Source organism: Pseudonocardia xishanensis (assembly GCF_039541715.1).
Taxonomy (GTDB): Bacteria; Actinomycetota; Actinomycetes; order Mycobacteriales; family Pseudonocardiaceae; genus Pseudonocardia; species Pseudonocardia xishanensis.
Map to the genome: position 1 here is coordinate 44,029 of NZ_BAABGT010000017.1, position 13,898 is coordinate 57,926.

Sequence of the window (13,898 nt, forward strand, 5' to 3'; positions counted from 1 at the left end):
GACGCGGGTACGGCGGCCCCGGATCCCGCGTCGGGGCGCGGTGATCTGCCTCCGCGCAGGTCATCAGACGTTCACACAGGGGTGGGAGGCGGGTCTTCCGTCCGGGCCGTCGTCGGGCTAGCGTCCGGAGCGGGTATCCACCGGCAACGGCGCAACGGCGGCCCACCTCTCGCGAAGGAGGCACGCCGTGATCCCGATCCTCGATCTCCGCACCCTGACCGGTCCCGAGCTGGTCGCCGCACTCACCCGCTCGTCCTGTGTGTTCGTCACCGGGCACGGGCTCACCGCCGCGGCGCTCGACGGGGTGCTGGACACCGGGCGGGCGTTCTACGGGCTGCCCGAGGCCGAGAAGGCCCTGGTCCAGTGGCCCGGTGAGGGTCCGTGGGCGGGGTGGCAACCGGTCTACGCGGGCGGCCCGAGTGCACCGCTCATGGAGCGCTTCGAGGTGCGGCTCACGCCGGGCGGGCAGACCGCCGGTCTCGACGCGTGGGGCGCCACCTTCCCGCACTGGCCGGACCGGCCCGCGGGGTTCGCGCAGGCCTGGACCGCGGTGTACGCGCACCTGCACGGCGTCGCGTCGAGGGTGACCACGCTGGTCGCGGAGGGCCTGGACCTGCCCGCCGCCGACCTCCCGGCGTGGACCGAGGGCCAGCACTCCAACCTGGTGCTCAACCACTACCTCGCCCAGGAGACCGCTCCGGAGCCCGGCCGCACCCGCGCCCGTCCGCACACGGACATCGGCGGGATCACCCTGCTCTGGGCGGACGCCGCGCCCGGTGGGCTGGAGGCGTTCGCGGACGGTGAGTGGGTCCCGGTGGCCTTCCCGCCCGATGCCCTGCTCGTGCAGGCGGGCGACCTGCTGCACCGCTGGAGCCGCGGACGGCTCCCGGCCAACCTGCACCGGGTGGTCAACCCGCCGCGGACCGGGCCCGCGGGCCCGCGCTACTCGCTGGTGTTCTTCCACCACCCGGACCTGGAGACCTGGGTGGCTCCGGACGGGGAGCCCGCGGACGGTGTCGCCGCCCGCGACCACGTCCTCGCCCGGCAGCGCGCCGCGGCCGAGGAGGACGCCCGCATGAACGCGACCCCGTGAACCCGCGGACAGCGCGCCGCGATCGAGGAGGACTTCCGTGAACGCGGCTCGGTGAGCCCTCAGGCCAGCGCGGCGCGGTAGAGGTCGGAGAGGGCGGCCCAGTGCCGCTCCTCGGCCTCGGCGTCGTGGGTGGGGTTGTCCGGGACCGCGAAGCCGTGGGCGGCCGGGTAGGTCTCGACGGTGTGGCGCACCCCGGCCTCGGAGAGCGCGTCGTCCAGCAGGGTGAACTGCTCCGGGCCGAAGGAGCCGTCGTCCGTGGCGCCCGCGACGTACACGGCTGCCCGGATCCCCGCCGCGCGGTGGTGGGGGCTGTCGGGGTCGTCCGCCTTCGCCAGGTTGCCGCCGTGGAAGGAGGCCGCGGCGCCGATCGTCCCGCCGAGCGCCCCCGCCACGATCAGCGACGTCCGCCCGCCCATGCAGTACCCCGTCGTCCCGACCCTCGGGCCGGTCACCTCGGGCCTGCCCAGCAGGGTCGCGGTGTAGACGGCGGCGTCGGCCACGACCATCTCCGGCGTCAGCGACTGCATGAGCGCCCCGAGCCGTGCCCGCTCCGCGGGGTCGGTGAACACGGTGGCCATGTCGAAGGGCTCGAAGCCGCCCGAGCGGTAGTAGACGTCCGGCAGCAGCACGACGTAGCCGAGCCCGGCGAGATGGTCCGCCATCCCCAGGAACGTGTCCCGGACACCGCCCGCGTCCGGGTACATGATCACGCCGGGCCACGGGCCGGACCCCTCGGGCGTGTGCAGGGTGGCCGGGCAGAGGCCACCCGGCGCGTCGAGGGTCAGGGCGGTACGCGGCATCGGGGAGTCCCTTCGGGAGCGGGAGGCTGCTCGACGGCGACTCTAGGGGCCGCACCCCCGCGGCGTGCCGCGGACCGGGACCTCAGTCCGACAGCGGGCGGCGGATCTCGTGGGTGTGCAGGTAGGCCGTCGTCGCGAAGCCCACGTCGTCGAGGAACCGGTCCACGACGCCGCGCTCCTCCGCGGTCAGGGCCAGCAGGACGGCGTTGGCCCGCCCGGCCAGCGTGTGGAGCAGCTCGCTCGCGGCCGCACGTCCGGCCTCGCGGCACACCAGCCGCACCCGGCGGCGGTCGGCCGTGTCCGCCTCCCGTCGCACGTGCCCGGATCGGACGAGCCGGTCCACCAGACCGGTGATCGCCCCGGTGGTCAGCCGCAGCGCCTGCGCGAGGTCCCCCGGGGTGGCGGGCGCACCCGCCTGCTCCGCCGAGGCGATCGCGACCAGCGCGTGCAGCTCGGTGGCGCGCATCCGGCTGGCCCGGGCCACCACCTCGACGATGCGCTCCGCCCCCGCCGCAAGGACGTGCAGCCGTTCGCCGATGCGGACTACGGGATCGGCCGCCGGAGGGGTCACATCCGGCCTCCGGTCGACCTGTCGATATCGGTCCGCGGTCACGCGGGGTCACCCTTCCCGTGTGCGGTGGTCGCGGCCACGACGCCTCCCCGAAATGGCGGCGACCGCGGTGACGGCCGCTCGTTTCGGATTCTCACACAGCCCTTGGAGCGCCGCGCGCGTGGAATGGCGTGATCATCTGAGAATGCGCGGGACCACCACGCGGAGCAGGTGTTCGACCACGGATGGTGAACGAGTACTCCGTATCCGAACGACCACGTACAGTGCTCTGGCCTGCGCGGACGTGGCTCAGACCACGTCGCCGGAGAGAAATGCCGGATACCCCGTTCGGCCTATCGACGCTGAATATCCGCAGCATCTGCGCACATCCGTCCGCTCCCGGTATGACTCCTCCGAATACGCCGCCGTCGCCCCGGGGGAGGATTCCTGTGAAGCCGCAGCCGACCCGGCGAGTCCACTTGCCCACGCAAGGTCATGCACGCGCCGTGATCAGTGTCACGTCGCTGCGGGTGTCCGTCAGGCGGCGTCCCGGCGGCGCAGGACGCGGCCGACGATCTCGATCAGCACCCCGGCGGCCAGTCCGAGCGCCACCGCGACCCCGACCCGCTCGAGCGTCACGTCGAGCAGGAAGATCCCCGAGCCGAGCGCGGGCACGGCGAGGATCACCGCGGCCACCGACGCCAGCCCGGCCACCAGCGCGACCTTCCACCGGTTGAAGGGTCGGGCGAACAGCGTCAGCGCCCAGAGCGACGCCACGAGCACGGTGACCGTCGCGACCGTCTGGCCCGCCACGAGCCCGCCCGAGGGCTGCATCCAGCGGATGGTCCGGTCCCCCGCGTAGGCCGCCGCGCCGATCAGCACGCCGACCGGGATGGCGAGCCGCAGCACCCGCCGTAGGAAGCCGGGGACGTAGCGCCGCCGGTTCGGGGCGAGCGCCAGCACGAAGCCGGGGATGCCGATGGTGAGCGCCGAGATCAGCGAGAGCTGGATGGGCGCCAGCGGGTAGGCGGCGGCGGTGGCGATCACGACCGCGGCCATGAGCAGCGAGTAGACGTTCTTGACCACGAAGAGGTTCGCGGCGCGCTCGATGTTGGCGATCACCCGTCGGCCCTCGGCGACGACGTCCGGCAGGTGCGCGAACTTGCCGTCGAGCAGCACGAGCTGGGCGACCGCCCGGGTGGCCGCGGCCCCGTTGCCCATGGCGACGCCGATGTCCGCGTCCTTGAGCGCCATCGCGTCGTTGACCCCGTCCCCGGTCATCGCGACGACGTGTCCGCGCCTCTGCAGGGCGGTGACGATGGCCCGCTTCTGCGCCGGGGTGACCCGCCCGAAGACGACCTTCTCGTCCAGCACGGCGCCGAGCTCGTCCGGGTCCTCGGGCAGCGTGCGGGCGTCCACGGCCTCGTCCGCCCGAGTGATCCCCGGCAATCCGACGGCCGTGGCGACGGCCCCGACGGTCCGCGGGTTGTCCCCCGAGATCACGCGCAGGGACACGCCCTGCTCGGCGAAGTACCGCAGGGTGTCCGCGGCGTCCTCGCGGACGCGCTCGGCGAGCACGACGAGCGCGCGGGCCTCCAGGTCGACCGGCAGCTCCTGCCCGAGCGGTGCCGCGTCCGAGCAGGCCAGCACCAGCACTCGGCGCCCCTGCTCGGCGATCCCGCTCGCCCGGGCGAGCAGCTCCGCCGTGACCGCGTCCGACACCGCGCCGGGGAACACCATCTCGGGGGCGCCGAACACCCAGGTGCCGTGCTCCCCCGCCGTGATCGCCGACCACTTGCGCGCCGAGGAGAACGGGACGCCGCCCGTGCGGGCCCACGACCCGCCGTCGAACACCGCGCCGAGCGCGGCCGCCGTCGCGTTGGTGTCCGGGCCCGACGCGCAGAGCACGAGGGCCTCGCGGACCTCCGCCTCGTCCAGCGCGTCCGTGTCGGCGGGCAGCACCAGCCGGTCGAAGACGATGTCGCCGTGGGTCAGCGTGCCCGTCTTGTCCAGGCAGACCACGTCCACCCGGGCCAGCCCCTCGACCGCGGGCAGCTCCTGGACCAGCGTCTGCCGCCGGGCCAGGGTCACCGCGCCGAGCATGAACGCCAGGCTGGTGAGCAGCACGAGCCCCTCGGGCACCATGCCGACGAGGGCCGCGACGGCCCCGGTCACGGCGTCCTGCCAGCTGTGGGTGTCCGCGCTGCGGAACTGGCTCCACACCAGCAGCGGCGCCACCACCAGCATCATCAGCGAGATCCAGCGCAGCAGCGTGTTCGTGCCGCCGACCAGCTCCGAGGAGACCTTGGTGAACTTCTTCGCCTCGGCCGTGAGCCGCGTGGCGTAGGAGTCCGCCCCGACCGCGGTGGCCCGGAACCGCCCCTGCCCGGCGACGACGATCGAGCCCGACCGCACCTCGTCCCCGGGGTCCTTGGCGATCGGGTCCGACTCGCCGGTGAGCAGCGACTCGTCCACCTCCAGCCCGTGCGAGGAGGTGACGACGCCGTCCGCGGTGACCTGGTCCCCGGAGCGCAGCTCGATCAGCTCGTCCGCCACCACGTCCGCGACGGCGATCTCGGCGAGCAGCCCGTCCCGGACCACCCGCGCGTGCGGGGCGTTGAGCACCGCGAGCCGGTCCAGGGTCCGCTTGGCCCGGACCTCCTGGACCACCCCGATCGCGGTGTTGGCCACGATGACCAGCCCGAACAGACCGTTCTGCCACCGGCCGGTGGCCAGGATGACGAGGAACAGCGCGAACAGCAGCCCGTTGAACGGGGTCAGTACGTTCGACCGGACGATCGCGGCGATGCTGCGGCTGGAGCGCGTGTCCACGGCGTTGGTCCGCCCCGCGGCCACGCGCTCGGCGACCTCCGCCGTGCTGAGCCCGTCCTCGGTCAGCCCGCTGGGCGCACGCACCAGCGGCGCACCACCGATCAGGTCCGCCATCCGTCCCCCCGCCCTGGATCCCGCGGCCACTCTAGGGCCGGCGGCCCGAGGCGCCGCAGCACCCCGACCTCGGTCTAGTAGTCCTCGTGTCGGGGGGCCGGGACGCTACGGGGAACGCCGGGGTACCCGGGCGCGCGGTTCTGATCGGTGAGCCGCCGAGGGTGCTCCACGCGTACCGCGGGCGCGGGGCTCAGGTGCTCCGGTCGCAGGTCGGGAGCACTGCGCGGGACCGGGAGCCCGGACGGCGGGGTGGTCTCCGGGACGGTCCCGCCGCGGGTGGCGGTCAGGTCGTACCCGGTCTCGGCGTGCTCGGCGAGGTCCAGCCCGCCCTCCTCCGCCTCGCGCGGGGCGCGGAAGCCGATCGTGAACCGGATCAGGTACCCGAGGGCCAGCGTGACGACGAAGGAGTAGCCGGCCACCACGCCTGCGGCGATCGCCTGCCGGGCGAGCTGGGTGCCCCCGCCGCCGTAGAGCAGGCCCTCGGTGGTGACCGCGGGGTTGACCGTCGAGGTCGCGAAGACGCCGACCAGCAGCGTGCCGACGAGCCCACCGACCAGGTGGATCGCGACGACGTCCAACGAGTCGTCCAGCCGCAGCCGCCACTTCAGCGAGCAGGCCATCGGGCAGATCACCCCGGCCGCGACGCCGATGGCGATGGCCCCCCAGAGGTCGACGAACCCGCACGCGGGGGTGATCGCCACCAACCCGGCGACGGCCCCGGACGCCGCGCCCAGGGTGGTGGGGCTGCCGGTGCGCAGCTGCTCGACGAGCAACCAGGCCAGCACGGCCGCACAGGTCGCGATCGTGGTGTTGGCGAACGCCATGGCCGCGATGCCGTTCGCCGACAGGGCCGAGCCCGCGTTGAAGCCGTACCAGCCGAACCACAGCAGCGCGGCACCCAGCACGGTGAACGGGAGGTTGTGCGGGCGCGCGATGGCCCGCGGCCACCCGGTCCGCCTGCCCAGCACGATCGCCAGGGCCAGCGCCGCGGCACCCGCGTTCATGTGGACGACGGTGCCGCCCGCGAAGTCCAGCGCCTGCAGCCGGTTGGCGATCCAGCCGCCGACGGCGTCCGGGGCGAGGAAGCCGTCGAACGCGAAGACCCAGTGCCCGACCGGCGCGTAGACCAGCACGCTCCACAGCGCCACGAAGATCACCCAGGGCCAGAACCGGGTGCGCTCGGCCACCGCGCCGGAGATCAACGCGGGCGTGATCACGGCGAACATCAGCTGGAACATCGCGAAGGCGAGCACCGGGACCGCGTGCGAGCCCGGCCAGGTCTCGCCCGCCCCGGCGAACCCGGCGAGCGCCCCGACCGTCCAGTGGTCGCCCGGGCCCGCGACGCCGCCGATCAGCCCGGCGAACCCGTCGCTGCCGAAGGTCAGGTCGAAACCGACGACCGCCCAGCCGAGACCGACCACCACGAGGCAGACGACGTTCATCATCAGCGTGTTCAGGACGCTCTTCGACCGCACCATTCCGGCGTAGAAGAAGGCCAGTCCCGGCGTCATCAGCATGACCAGCGCGGCACTCGCCAACAGCCACGCGGTGTCACCGGTGTTCATCGAATCCGCCTCTGCGCCGCCTCGGGACCCCCTTCTCGGATACGCAGCGTAGGTCCCGGGCCTCCTCCGTCCGGAGGCCGTCGAGGATGTTAACGAACCGGTAACCCCTTCCGCGAATCATCCGGGCGGCCATTCCGCTCACCATTTCGAACGATGCGTGCGCGACCGATCACCCAGCGTTTCCGCGCGCGTTGTAGACCGTGTGGTCGCCCCTCCCGTACTCGGCGAAGACGGCCACCGCCTCGTCCCGGAGCACGCCCACCGTGACCGCGATCCCCCGCTGTTCGAACTGCGCGGCCCAGTCGTCCCGGACCGGGCCCTCGTCGAACCCGGTGAGCTCCTCGAGCTCCGGGCCGTCGCCGGCGACCACCAGCCTGCGCACCCCGGACCAGAGCGTCGCGCCGTAGCACTGGGCACACGGCCGCCAGTTGACGACGAGCTCGTGCGCGGGCAGGTGGGCCGCGCCGAGGTCCCAGGTGCCGAGCCGGGCCTGGGCCAGCCCGAGCGTGACGACCTCGGCGTGCGCCATCGACAGCCCGGACGCCAGCACGGCGTTCACGCCGGCGGCCACCAGCCGCCCCGTCTCCGACTCGACGACGAGCGCGGCGAACGGCCCACCGCTCCCCTCGACCGGGTTGCGGGCGGCGAGCCGGTGGACCAGGGCCATCCGGTCGACGTCGGTGGGCAGCGGGTCGGCGGGCAGCTCGTCGGCGACCCAGCCGGGCAGCGCGATGGTGAAGGAGTCGGTCACACGGCGGGATCCTGCCGGAAGCCGAGCAGCACCGCGGCCATGTCCTCCTCGCCGTGGCCCGCCTCGGACGCGGCCCGGAACCGATCGTGCAGCGCCCGCATGACGGAGGGGTCCACCCCGGACCCGGCCAGCGCGTCGCCGATCAGGCCCGAGTCCTTGAGCGCCCCGTCGAGCGGGAAGGCGGGCGGGTACTCCCCCGCCAGCATCGCCTTCCCCTTGAGCTGCGCGTACCCCGAGTCCAGCGGGCCGCCCGCGATGGAGTCCAGCCACTGCCTCGGGTCCACCCCGAGCGCCTGCGCGAGCGCGACGGCCTGCGCGGTGGCCCCGACCAGCGACAGCACCCAGGAGTTGGCCACGAGCTTGAGCCGGTGCCCGTCGCCGGGGTCGGTGCCGACCCAGACGGTCGTCGAGCCCACCGCGTCGAGCACCGGGGCGACGGCCTCGCGGACCGACTCGGGCCCGCTCGCGAGCACCGTGAGCTGCCCGGACTCGGCGGGCTGCCGGGTGCCGAGTACCGGCGCGTCCACGAACGCCACGCCGTGTCGCCGCGCCAGCTCGGCGAGCCGGTCGGTGCCGTCGAGCCCCACGGTCGAGCTCTGCACCCACACCACGCCCTCCCGGGCGGCGGGCAGCGCCTTCTCCATCACCTCGGCGACGGAGTCCGCGTCGAACAGCATCGTGACGACGACGTCCGCCCGCGCCACCGCGTCCGCCGGGTCCTCCGCCACCCGGGCGCCCGCCTCCGCCAGTGGCCGCGCCCTGTCCGCGCTGCGGTTCCAGACCGTCGTCTCGAGCCCCGCCCTCGCGAGGTTGGTGGCCATCCCGGCCCCCATGATCCCCGTGCCCAGCACCGTCACCGTCGTCATGGGGCCTGCTTATCCGCCGGCCGGAGGGCCGAAACAACCCTAGGGTTCCGCCATGCCCGGAATCGGACGCCTCCGCGTCGCCGCCCTGGACACCCGCGACCCGGTCGGGCTCGCGCACTTCTACTCCGCACTGACCGGCCTGCCGATCCGCGACGGCGACCTGACCCCCGACACGGACTGGGTGGAGCTCGACGCAGGCGGCGCGGCCACCATCGCCTGCCAGCTCGCCCCCGGCCACGTCCCGCCGGAGTGGCCGGGGACCGAGCACCCGCAGCAGGCCCACCTGGACTTCGCGGTCGCCGACCTGGACGAGGGTGAGGCGCGGGTGCTGGAGCTGGGTGCCCGCAAGCACGAGATCCAGCCGGACGAGACCTGGCGGGTCTTCCTCGACCCCGCGGGCCACCCGTTCTGCCTCGTGCCGGAGCGCGGGAGCAACCCGGCCTGACCGCTCGTCGGGGGCGACCGCAGCGTCGAGGTCGCCTCCGTGGCGGTCCCGGCGGACCGGGTCGCGGCCGTCACCGCCACGTTCGACAGGGTGCTGGGCGTGGTCGCGCCGTGCGGCCGGGTCAGCGCGTCCCGGCGCGGGGCTTCTCGACGGCCTTGCGGTAGGCCTTCATGCCGTACCGGTTCACCGCCGTGCGGACCAGGCCGAAGATCGCGCCCTGGAGCGTGGCCGCCAGCAGCACCTCCCGGGTGCTGTAGGCGGGCGAGAGGGGCTCGGGCGTCTCGGCCTCCTGCGAGATCCGCTTCCAGACCAGGTCGAAGATCTGCCCGGCCAACAGGCCGCCCACCAGCCCGGAGACGATGCCGACCGGCTTGTAGGCCAGCTTCAGCGCTCCGGGGAGGTCCTCGCCGGTCTCGCGGGCGCGTTCTCTGGTCGTCTCTCGGCTCATGGGCTGCACGTACCCGGAGCGGCGGACGACCACACTCCGGGTCGCGCCGCCCCGGGGCCCACCCCAGCTGCAGCACCACCTCGGCGCCGCCCGCTCCGCAGTGCGCACCTCGCCGGACGACGCCGCCCGCCGGGCCGCCCGCGACCGCGTCGGCGTGGCCGAACACGGCCTGGGCGAGCGCGGCGACCCGTGGTGGGAGCAGGACTCGACGACCCGCGAACAGCGCTGGACGGACGCCCTCGAGGCGCTGCGCGACTGAGCCTCACACCGCGCGGTGCGGTGTCCCCCGGACCGAGCACCACAGCGCGGCGACCTCACGGTCCCTCGCGGGCCGCACCCGCGCCGAGCAGGACTTGCCGAACCGCCTGCGCAGCCCGCGGCGGGCCGAGCGCTGTGCGGCCCGGACCAGCTCCTCGACCGGCTGGGCCCCGGCCAGCACCGCGACGAACGTGATCCGCCGCCGGGTCCGCCCACGCGGCTCGTGCCAGGCGGGCAGCAGCTCCAGCTCGGCGGTCATCGGGCGCTTGCGGTCCGAGCACAGGACCCGGGTCAGCGCGGCCTCCAGCACGTGCGGGTCCACCTCACGCGGCACCTTCACACGCAGCAACGCCATGCAGGGTGTGGGCATGCGCGCTCCTCACGGCCGGTCCGGTCCGCGCTGGGCTGCTCAACGCCCTTCCAGCGTCGCACATCGGCGCCTTCCCGGCATGATGCGCACATGACCGGGAAACAGGAGCGGGCCGGGGTGGCGCTGTCGAGCCTCGACTCCCCCGTGCTGGACGGCGAGCCCGCCACCAAGGGCGATCTCGTCGACTACCTCGACGCGGTGGCGGACCGGATGGTCCCGGTTCTCGCCCGCCGACCGCTGTCGGTGATCCGGGTCCGGCCGGGCCAGGAACCGTTCATGCAGAAGAACCTGCCCAAGTACACCCCGGACTGGGTCGCCTCCACGGTGATCACCTCGCAGACCGGTCGCGAGGTCCGCTACGGCCTGTGCGACGACCGCCGCACCCTGCTCTGGTTCGCCAACCAGCGGGCCGTGGAGTACCACCCGGGCCTGTTCACCGTCGACGAGCACGCGGCGTCGCAGCTGGTGCTGGACCTCGACCCGCCGGAGGGTGCGGGGTTCGCGGAGGTCGTCGCGGTGGCGAAGCTGGTCCGCGAGGCCCTCTCGGCCGCGGGGCTGACCGGCGTGGTCAAGACGAGCGGGGCCAAGGGCCTGCACGTCGTCGTGCCCCTGACCCCCACCCCGTTCGACGACGCCGCGGCCGCCACCCGGGCGCTCGCCGCCCGCGCCGCGGCCCTCGACCCGTCGATCGCCACGACCGCGTTCGTGCGGGAGGACCGCGAGGGCAAGGTGTTCGTGGACTCCACCCGGGCCGGCGGCGCCACGGTGGTCGCGGCCTACAGCCCGCGGATCCGGCCGGGGCTGCCCGTGTCGTTCCCCCTGGACTGGGCCGAGCTCGACGGCGCGGCCCCCGGCGACTTCACCATCGCGACGGCGCCCCACCTCCTCCGGGACCGTCCGACGTGGACGGAGCTGCTGGCCGAGCCGCAGACCCTGCCCGCGGACGTCGTCGAGGAGGGCCACACGATCCCGATCGCGCGGGTGCAGGCGATGCACGAGGGCAAGCGCCGCAAACGGGCCCGCGAGCAGCGGACGTGACAGGGCCGGGACCGCCCCCGACGCGGTGCCGGCCCCCTGATCCCCCCGGTCAGCCCGTGACGGGCAGGTCCGCGGTCACCACCGTCGGCGCGGGCGCCTCCTCGCGGTGCGCGGCCGGGACCGCGGCGCTCGGCTCCTCGGGCGCCTGCTCGTCGCCGTGCTCCTCGACGGCGGGCTCGTCCGGGTGCTCGTCGGAGACGACGGCGCAGCTCGCGGTGCCGATCGTGACGGTCAGCAGGCTGTCGGAGCCGGCGTGCAGGGCGTCGAGCAGCGAGCCGACGGTGGAGAGCACCGGGAGCTTGGACGTGTCGCCGCCGAGCAGGTCCAGCAGCGCGGGCGCGGCCTTCTTCTCCGCGTCGGACAGTGGCGCCGTGCGCGGCTTGCCGCTCGGGATCACGGTGACCTTGAGACCCTCGACGGTGAGGTAGCCGTTCTTGCGGGTCTGCTTGTTCACCTCGATCTTCACCAGCGGCGACACGTCGATGGTCGCCGAGGGCTGCTCGGCCTTGATCGGGGTGCCGAGCACCCGGCCGTCGACCAGGTCGACGCCGCCCTCGTCGCTGTCTCCGTCGCACCAGGTCCTGACCAGGTCCGCCTCGACCAGCTTGAGGATGTCCAGCTCGGCGACCGTCGCCTGCGCCCGGTGGCCCTCGGCGTCGACGGTGAGCAGCCTGCCGCCGATGCCGCCGTCCAGGCCGGGGATCACGCCGAGGGAGGCGAGCTCCTGGTGGGCGGGCTCCCCGTCGATCGACTGGGCGTACGGGGTGGGGCTGACGCTCACGAGTCCGCTGACCCGCAGCAGCGAGGCCGACGCCGTCACCTGCGGGTCAGCCGAGGCAGCCGTCGAACCGAGGAGGAACACCGCCGCGGCGGTGGCGGCGCCCACGGCGGCCGCGCCGGCACCGGCGATCTTGGAGGTCTTCACGCGGGGGATCCCTTTCACGAGTTGTCGATCGACACGAGCGTGCCCAGGGGCACCGTGCCGAGCTGCCGGAGCGCGTCGGCGGGCACCCGGATGCAGCCGTCGCTGGACGCGTCCCCGAACACGTCCGAGGTCGGCCAGGTGTGGATGGCGACGGTGCCCGGACCGCCGCCGAAGGTGTCGTGCGTGGGGCTGTGCGTGCCCAGCGGCAGGATCACCGGGGAGAAGTGCTGCTTCGGGTCGCTGAACGCGCCCAGCAGGAAGGTGCGGCCGGTGGGGGTCGGCGCGGAGGGCTTGCCGATGCCGACGGTCCACTGGGCGACCTGGGTACCGTTCTCGAACAGCTGCAGCGTCCGCGACGCGAGGTGGACCTCGATGCGGAAGGGCGTCGTCTTGATGTCCAGGTCCGCGGTGGACAGCCACCCGGTCGACGACGAGGGGCGCGACGGCAGCAGCACCCGCACCCAGTCCCCCTGCTGCTCCAGCACCGGGAGCCAGGTGTCGCCGATCTGCGTGACCGGCATGCGGGCGAACGGGGTGCCCTCCGGCGCGTCCCGCAGGACGGTCTCGCGGACGGGATGGGCGACCCGGCCGTCGGTGACCCGGTCCGGCGTCGTGTCCGGCACCGTCCCGTCGAGGGTGGTGTAGGTGGTGCTCTCCGGCAGCGTCGCCGGCTCGACGGCGACGGCGGGCGCGCCCGCGGCGGGCTCGCCCGCGCCCTGCCCCACCGGGGACGGGGCGCCGCCGAGCAGCAGGCCCAGGCCCAGGACCAGCGCGAGGACCGCGACGACGCCGGCCGAGGCCCAGCCGATCAGCCCGACCCGGGTGGGTCGGCGCCGGGCGGCGCGGCGGGCGCGCGGCGGCAGGGTGTGGTTCGCCATCGGGCTCACCAGGACCGGTTGCGGAGGGGGACGACCGTCTCTGCATGCACGATCGAGGCAACGAGTCTCACTCGATGAGGTGACGGTGCGTCGAACTGCGATAGCGCAAAGTCGCGACGGACGGCCGCGGCGGCGCGGCGGGCGGCCGGACACCGCCGTCCACCGGACCGTTCGCCCACTCGGCTCGGTGACACGCTGTACTCGATCAGGGCTCCGGGGTGACCGTCCGTGAACACGCGGACGGCACCCCCGGTCGGGGGTGCCGTCGGATCGGGCGTGGTGCGCCTCAGCGGGAGGCGGTGGTGCCCGGCGCGGAGGGCTGTCGACGGCGGGTCGTCCACAGGTAGTGGGCCACGACGCTGGCCGCGATCCAGAACAGCGGGCCCGCGGGCCAGAAGAACGGGACCGGGCCCACCACCCAGCGGATCAGGAACAGCAGGGCGAAGGCCGCGCCGATGCCGGCGTGGACCAGCAGCCTGCGGCGGGCCTCCGGGGTGAGCGCGGCGCGCCGCGACGGGACCGGCGCGGGCGGGGCGGGCAGGTCCGCGGTCAGCGGCTCCAGGTCCGCCGCGGTCCGGGCGGCGTAGACGGCCTGCTGCCGCTCGTCTGCCTCCTCGAGGGTCAGTCTGCCCTCGGCGGCGGCGTCCCGGATGCGGACGGCGACGGTCTCGCGCTCGGCGTCGGAGATCCGCAGCGTCGGGTGGTCGGTGCTCATGGTGTCCCCCGTGGGTCGTGTGCTCTGGTGGATCGGTGCCGCTCCGTGGGCCGGTCGGAGTCCGGTGGCCGGTGGGTCGGCCCGGTCCTGCGGGCCGGGTGTCGGCGACGGGACCACTCTCGCCGCGGACGGGCGCCCGCGCGTCGCACCCGGGGCGGGACCTGCGCTGCGCCCGGGGAGGCGCGGTCGGTCCCGGCCGTACTCCCCGGGGAGTACGCCGACCGTCCCCCGCGGGTCGACGCGGTGTACG

Annotated in this window: 15 protein-coding genes; 4 read left to right on the plus strand and 11 right to left on the minus strand. The window is 74.4% G+C overall.

Annotated features, from left to right (window positions below; all coding sequences use genetic code 11):
* Positions 1-187: 187 nt before the first annotated feature.
* A complete protein-coding gene (locus ABD993_RS06075; RefSeq protein ID WP_345413563.1) occupies positions 188-1,093 on the plus strand; it encodes a 2OG-Fe(II) oxygenase family protein in 906 nt (301 codons plus the stop codon).
* A gap of 59 nt (positions 1,094-1,152) precedes the next feature.
* Here the strand turns inward: ABD993_RS06075 and ABD993_RS06080 are convergent, their stop codons facing one another.
* The 6 genes from ABD993_RS06080 to ABD993_RS06105 all read right to left on the minus strand — a co-directional run bounded on the left by ABD993_RS06080 (position 1,153) and on the right by ABD993_RS06105 (position 8,571).
* Positions 1,153-1,893 carry a dienelactone hydrolase family protein gene (locus ABD993_RS06080; protein WP_345413565.1) on the minus strand — a complete coding sequence of 247 codons (741 nt, stop codon included), beginning with the start codon at positions 1,891-1,893 and terminating at the stop codon, positions 1,153-1,155.
* Between the two features lie 82 nt (positions 1,894-1,975).
* A complete protein-coding gene (locus tag ABD993_RS06085; RefSeq protein ID WP_345413567.1) occupies positions 1,976-2,464 on the minus strand; it encodes a MarR family winged helix-turn-helix transcriptional regulator in 489 nt (162 codons plus the stop codon).
* 516 nt (positions 2,465-2,980) lie between these two features.
* Entirely contained in the window at positions 2,981-5,389 is a 2,409-nt protein-coding gene (locus ABD993_RS06090; protein WP_345413569.1) for an HAD-IC family P-type ATPase, read from the minus strand.
* Between the two features lie 74 nt (positions 5,390-5,463).
* On the minus strand, positions 5,464-6,954 hold the full coding sequence (locus tag ABD993_RS06095) for an ammonium transporter (protein ID WP_345413571.1): 1,491 nt from the start codon (positions 6,952-6,954) through the stop codon (positions 5,464-5,466).
* A gap of 169 nt (positions 6,955-7,123) precedes the next feature.
* Positions 7,124-7,705 (minus strand): nucleoside deaminase, encoded by a 582-nt coding sequence (locus tag ABD993_RS06100; protein WP_345413573.1) that lies wholly within the window; start codon positions 7,703-7,705, stop codon positions 7,124-7,126.
* Positions 7,702-8,571, minus strand: coding sequence for an NAD(P)-dependent oxidoreductase (locus ABD993_RS06105; RefSeq protein ID WP_345413574.1), 870 nt, complete (start codon positions 8,569-8,571; stop codon positions 7,702-7,704). The genes ABD993_RS06100 and ABD993_RS06105 overlap by 4 nt, the downstream gene beginning before the upstream one ends.
* A gap of 52 nt (positions 8,572-8,623) precedes the next feature.
* Between ABD993_RS06105 and ABD993_RS06110 the strand changes: the two genes are divergently transcribed.
* Entirely contained in the window at positions 8,624-9,016 is a 393-nt protein-coding gene (locus ABD993_RS06110) for a VOC family protein (protein WP_345413575.1), read from the plus strand.
* Positions 9,017-9,137: 121 nt separating this feature from the next.
* Here the strand turns inward: ABD993_RS06110 and ABD993_RS06115 are convergent, their stop codons facing one another.
* Positions 9,138-9,464 carry a DUF4235 domain-containing protein gene (locus ABD993_RS06115; RefSeq protein WP_345413577.1) on the minus strand — a complete coding sequence of 109 codons (327 nt, stop codon included), beginning with the start codon at positions 9,462-9,464 and terminating at the stop codon, positions 9,138-9,140.
* Here ABD993_RS06115 and ABD993_RS06120 point away from each other — a divergent pair.
* The gene (locus tag ABD993_RS06120; protein ID WP_345413578.1) at positions 9,463-9,723 is read left to right on the plus strand and encodes a hypothetical protein; all 261 of its coding nucleotides are present in this window, start codon (positions 9,463-9,465) and stop codon (positions 9,721-9,723) included. The genes ABD993_RS06115 and ABD993_RS06120 overlap by 2 nt on opposite strands.
* Positions 9,724-9,726: 3 nt before the next feature.
* Here the strand turns inward: ABD993_RS06120 and ABD993_RS06125 are convergent, their stop codons facing one another.
* Entirely contained in the window at positions 9,727-10,092 is a 366-nt protein-coding gene (locus tag ABD993_RS06125; RefSeq protein WP_345413580.1) for a hypothetical protein, read from the minus strand.
* A 90-nt stretch (positions 10,093-10,182) separates the two neighbouring features.
* Between ABD993_RS06125 and ABD993_RS06130 the strand changes: the two genes are divergently transcribed.
* Complete coding sequence (locus ABD993_RS06130) at positions 10,183-11,130, plus strand: DNA polymerase domain-containing protein (protein ID WP_345413582.1); 948 nt, start codon at positions 10,183-10,185, stop codon at positions 11,128-11,130.
* Between the two features lie 49 nt (positions 11,131-11,179).
* On the opposite strand, the gene ABD993_RS06135 is transcribed toward ABD993_RS06130, so the two are convergent.
* From ABD993_RS06135 to ABD993_RS06145, 3 genes are all read right to left on the minus strand, one after another.
* Positions 11,180-12,055, minus strand: a complete 876-nt coding sequence (locus tag ABD993_RS06135; protein ID WP_345413584.1) for a hypothetical protein — start codon at positions 12,053-12,055, stop codon at positions 11,180-11,182.
* Positions 12,056-12,069: 14 nt separating this feature from the next.
* Complete coding sequence (locus tag ABD993_RS06140; protein ID WP_345413585.1) at positions 12,070-12,933, minus strand: L,D-transpeptidase; 864 nt, start codon at positions 12,931-12,933, stop codon at positions 12,070-12,072.
* 286 nt (positions 12,934-13,219) lie between these two features.
* A complete protein-coding gene (locus ABD993_RS06145; protein WP_345413587.1) occupies positions 13,220-13,648 on the minus strand; it encodes a DUF1707 SHOCT-like domain-containing protein in 429 nt (142 codons plus the stop codon).
* Positions 13,649-13,898: the final 250 nt, after the last annotated feature.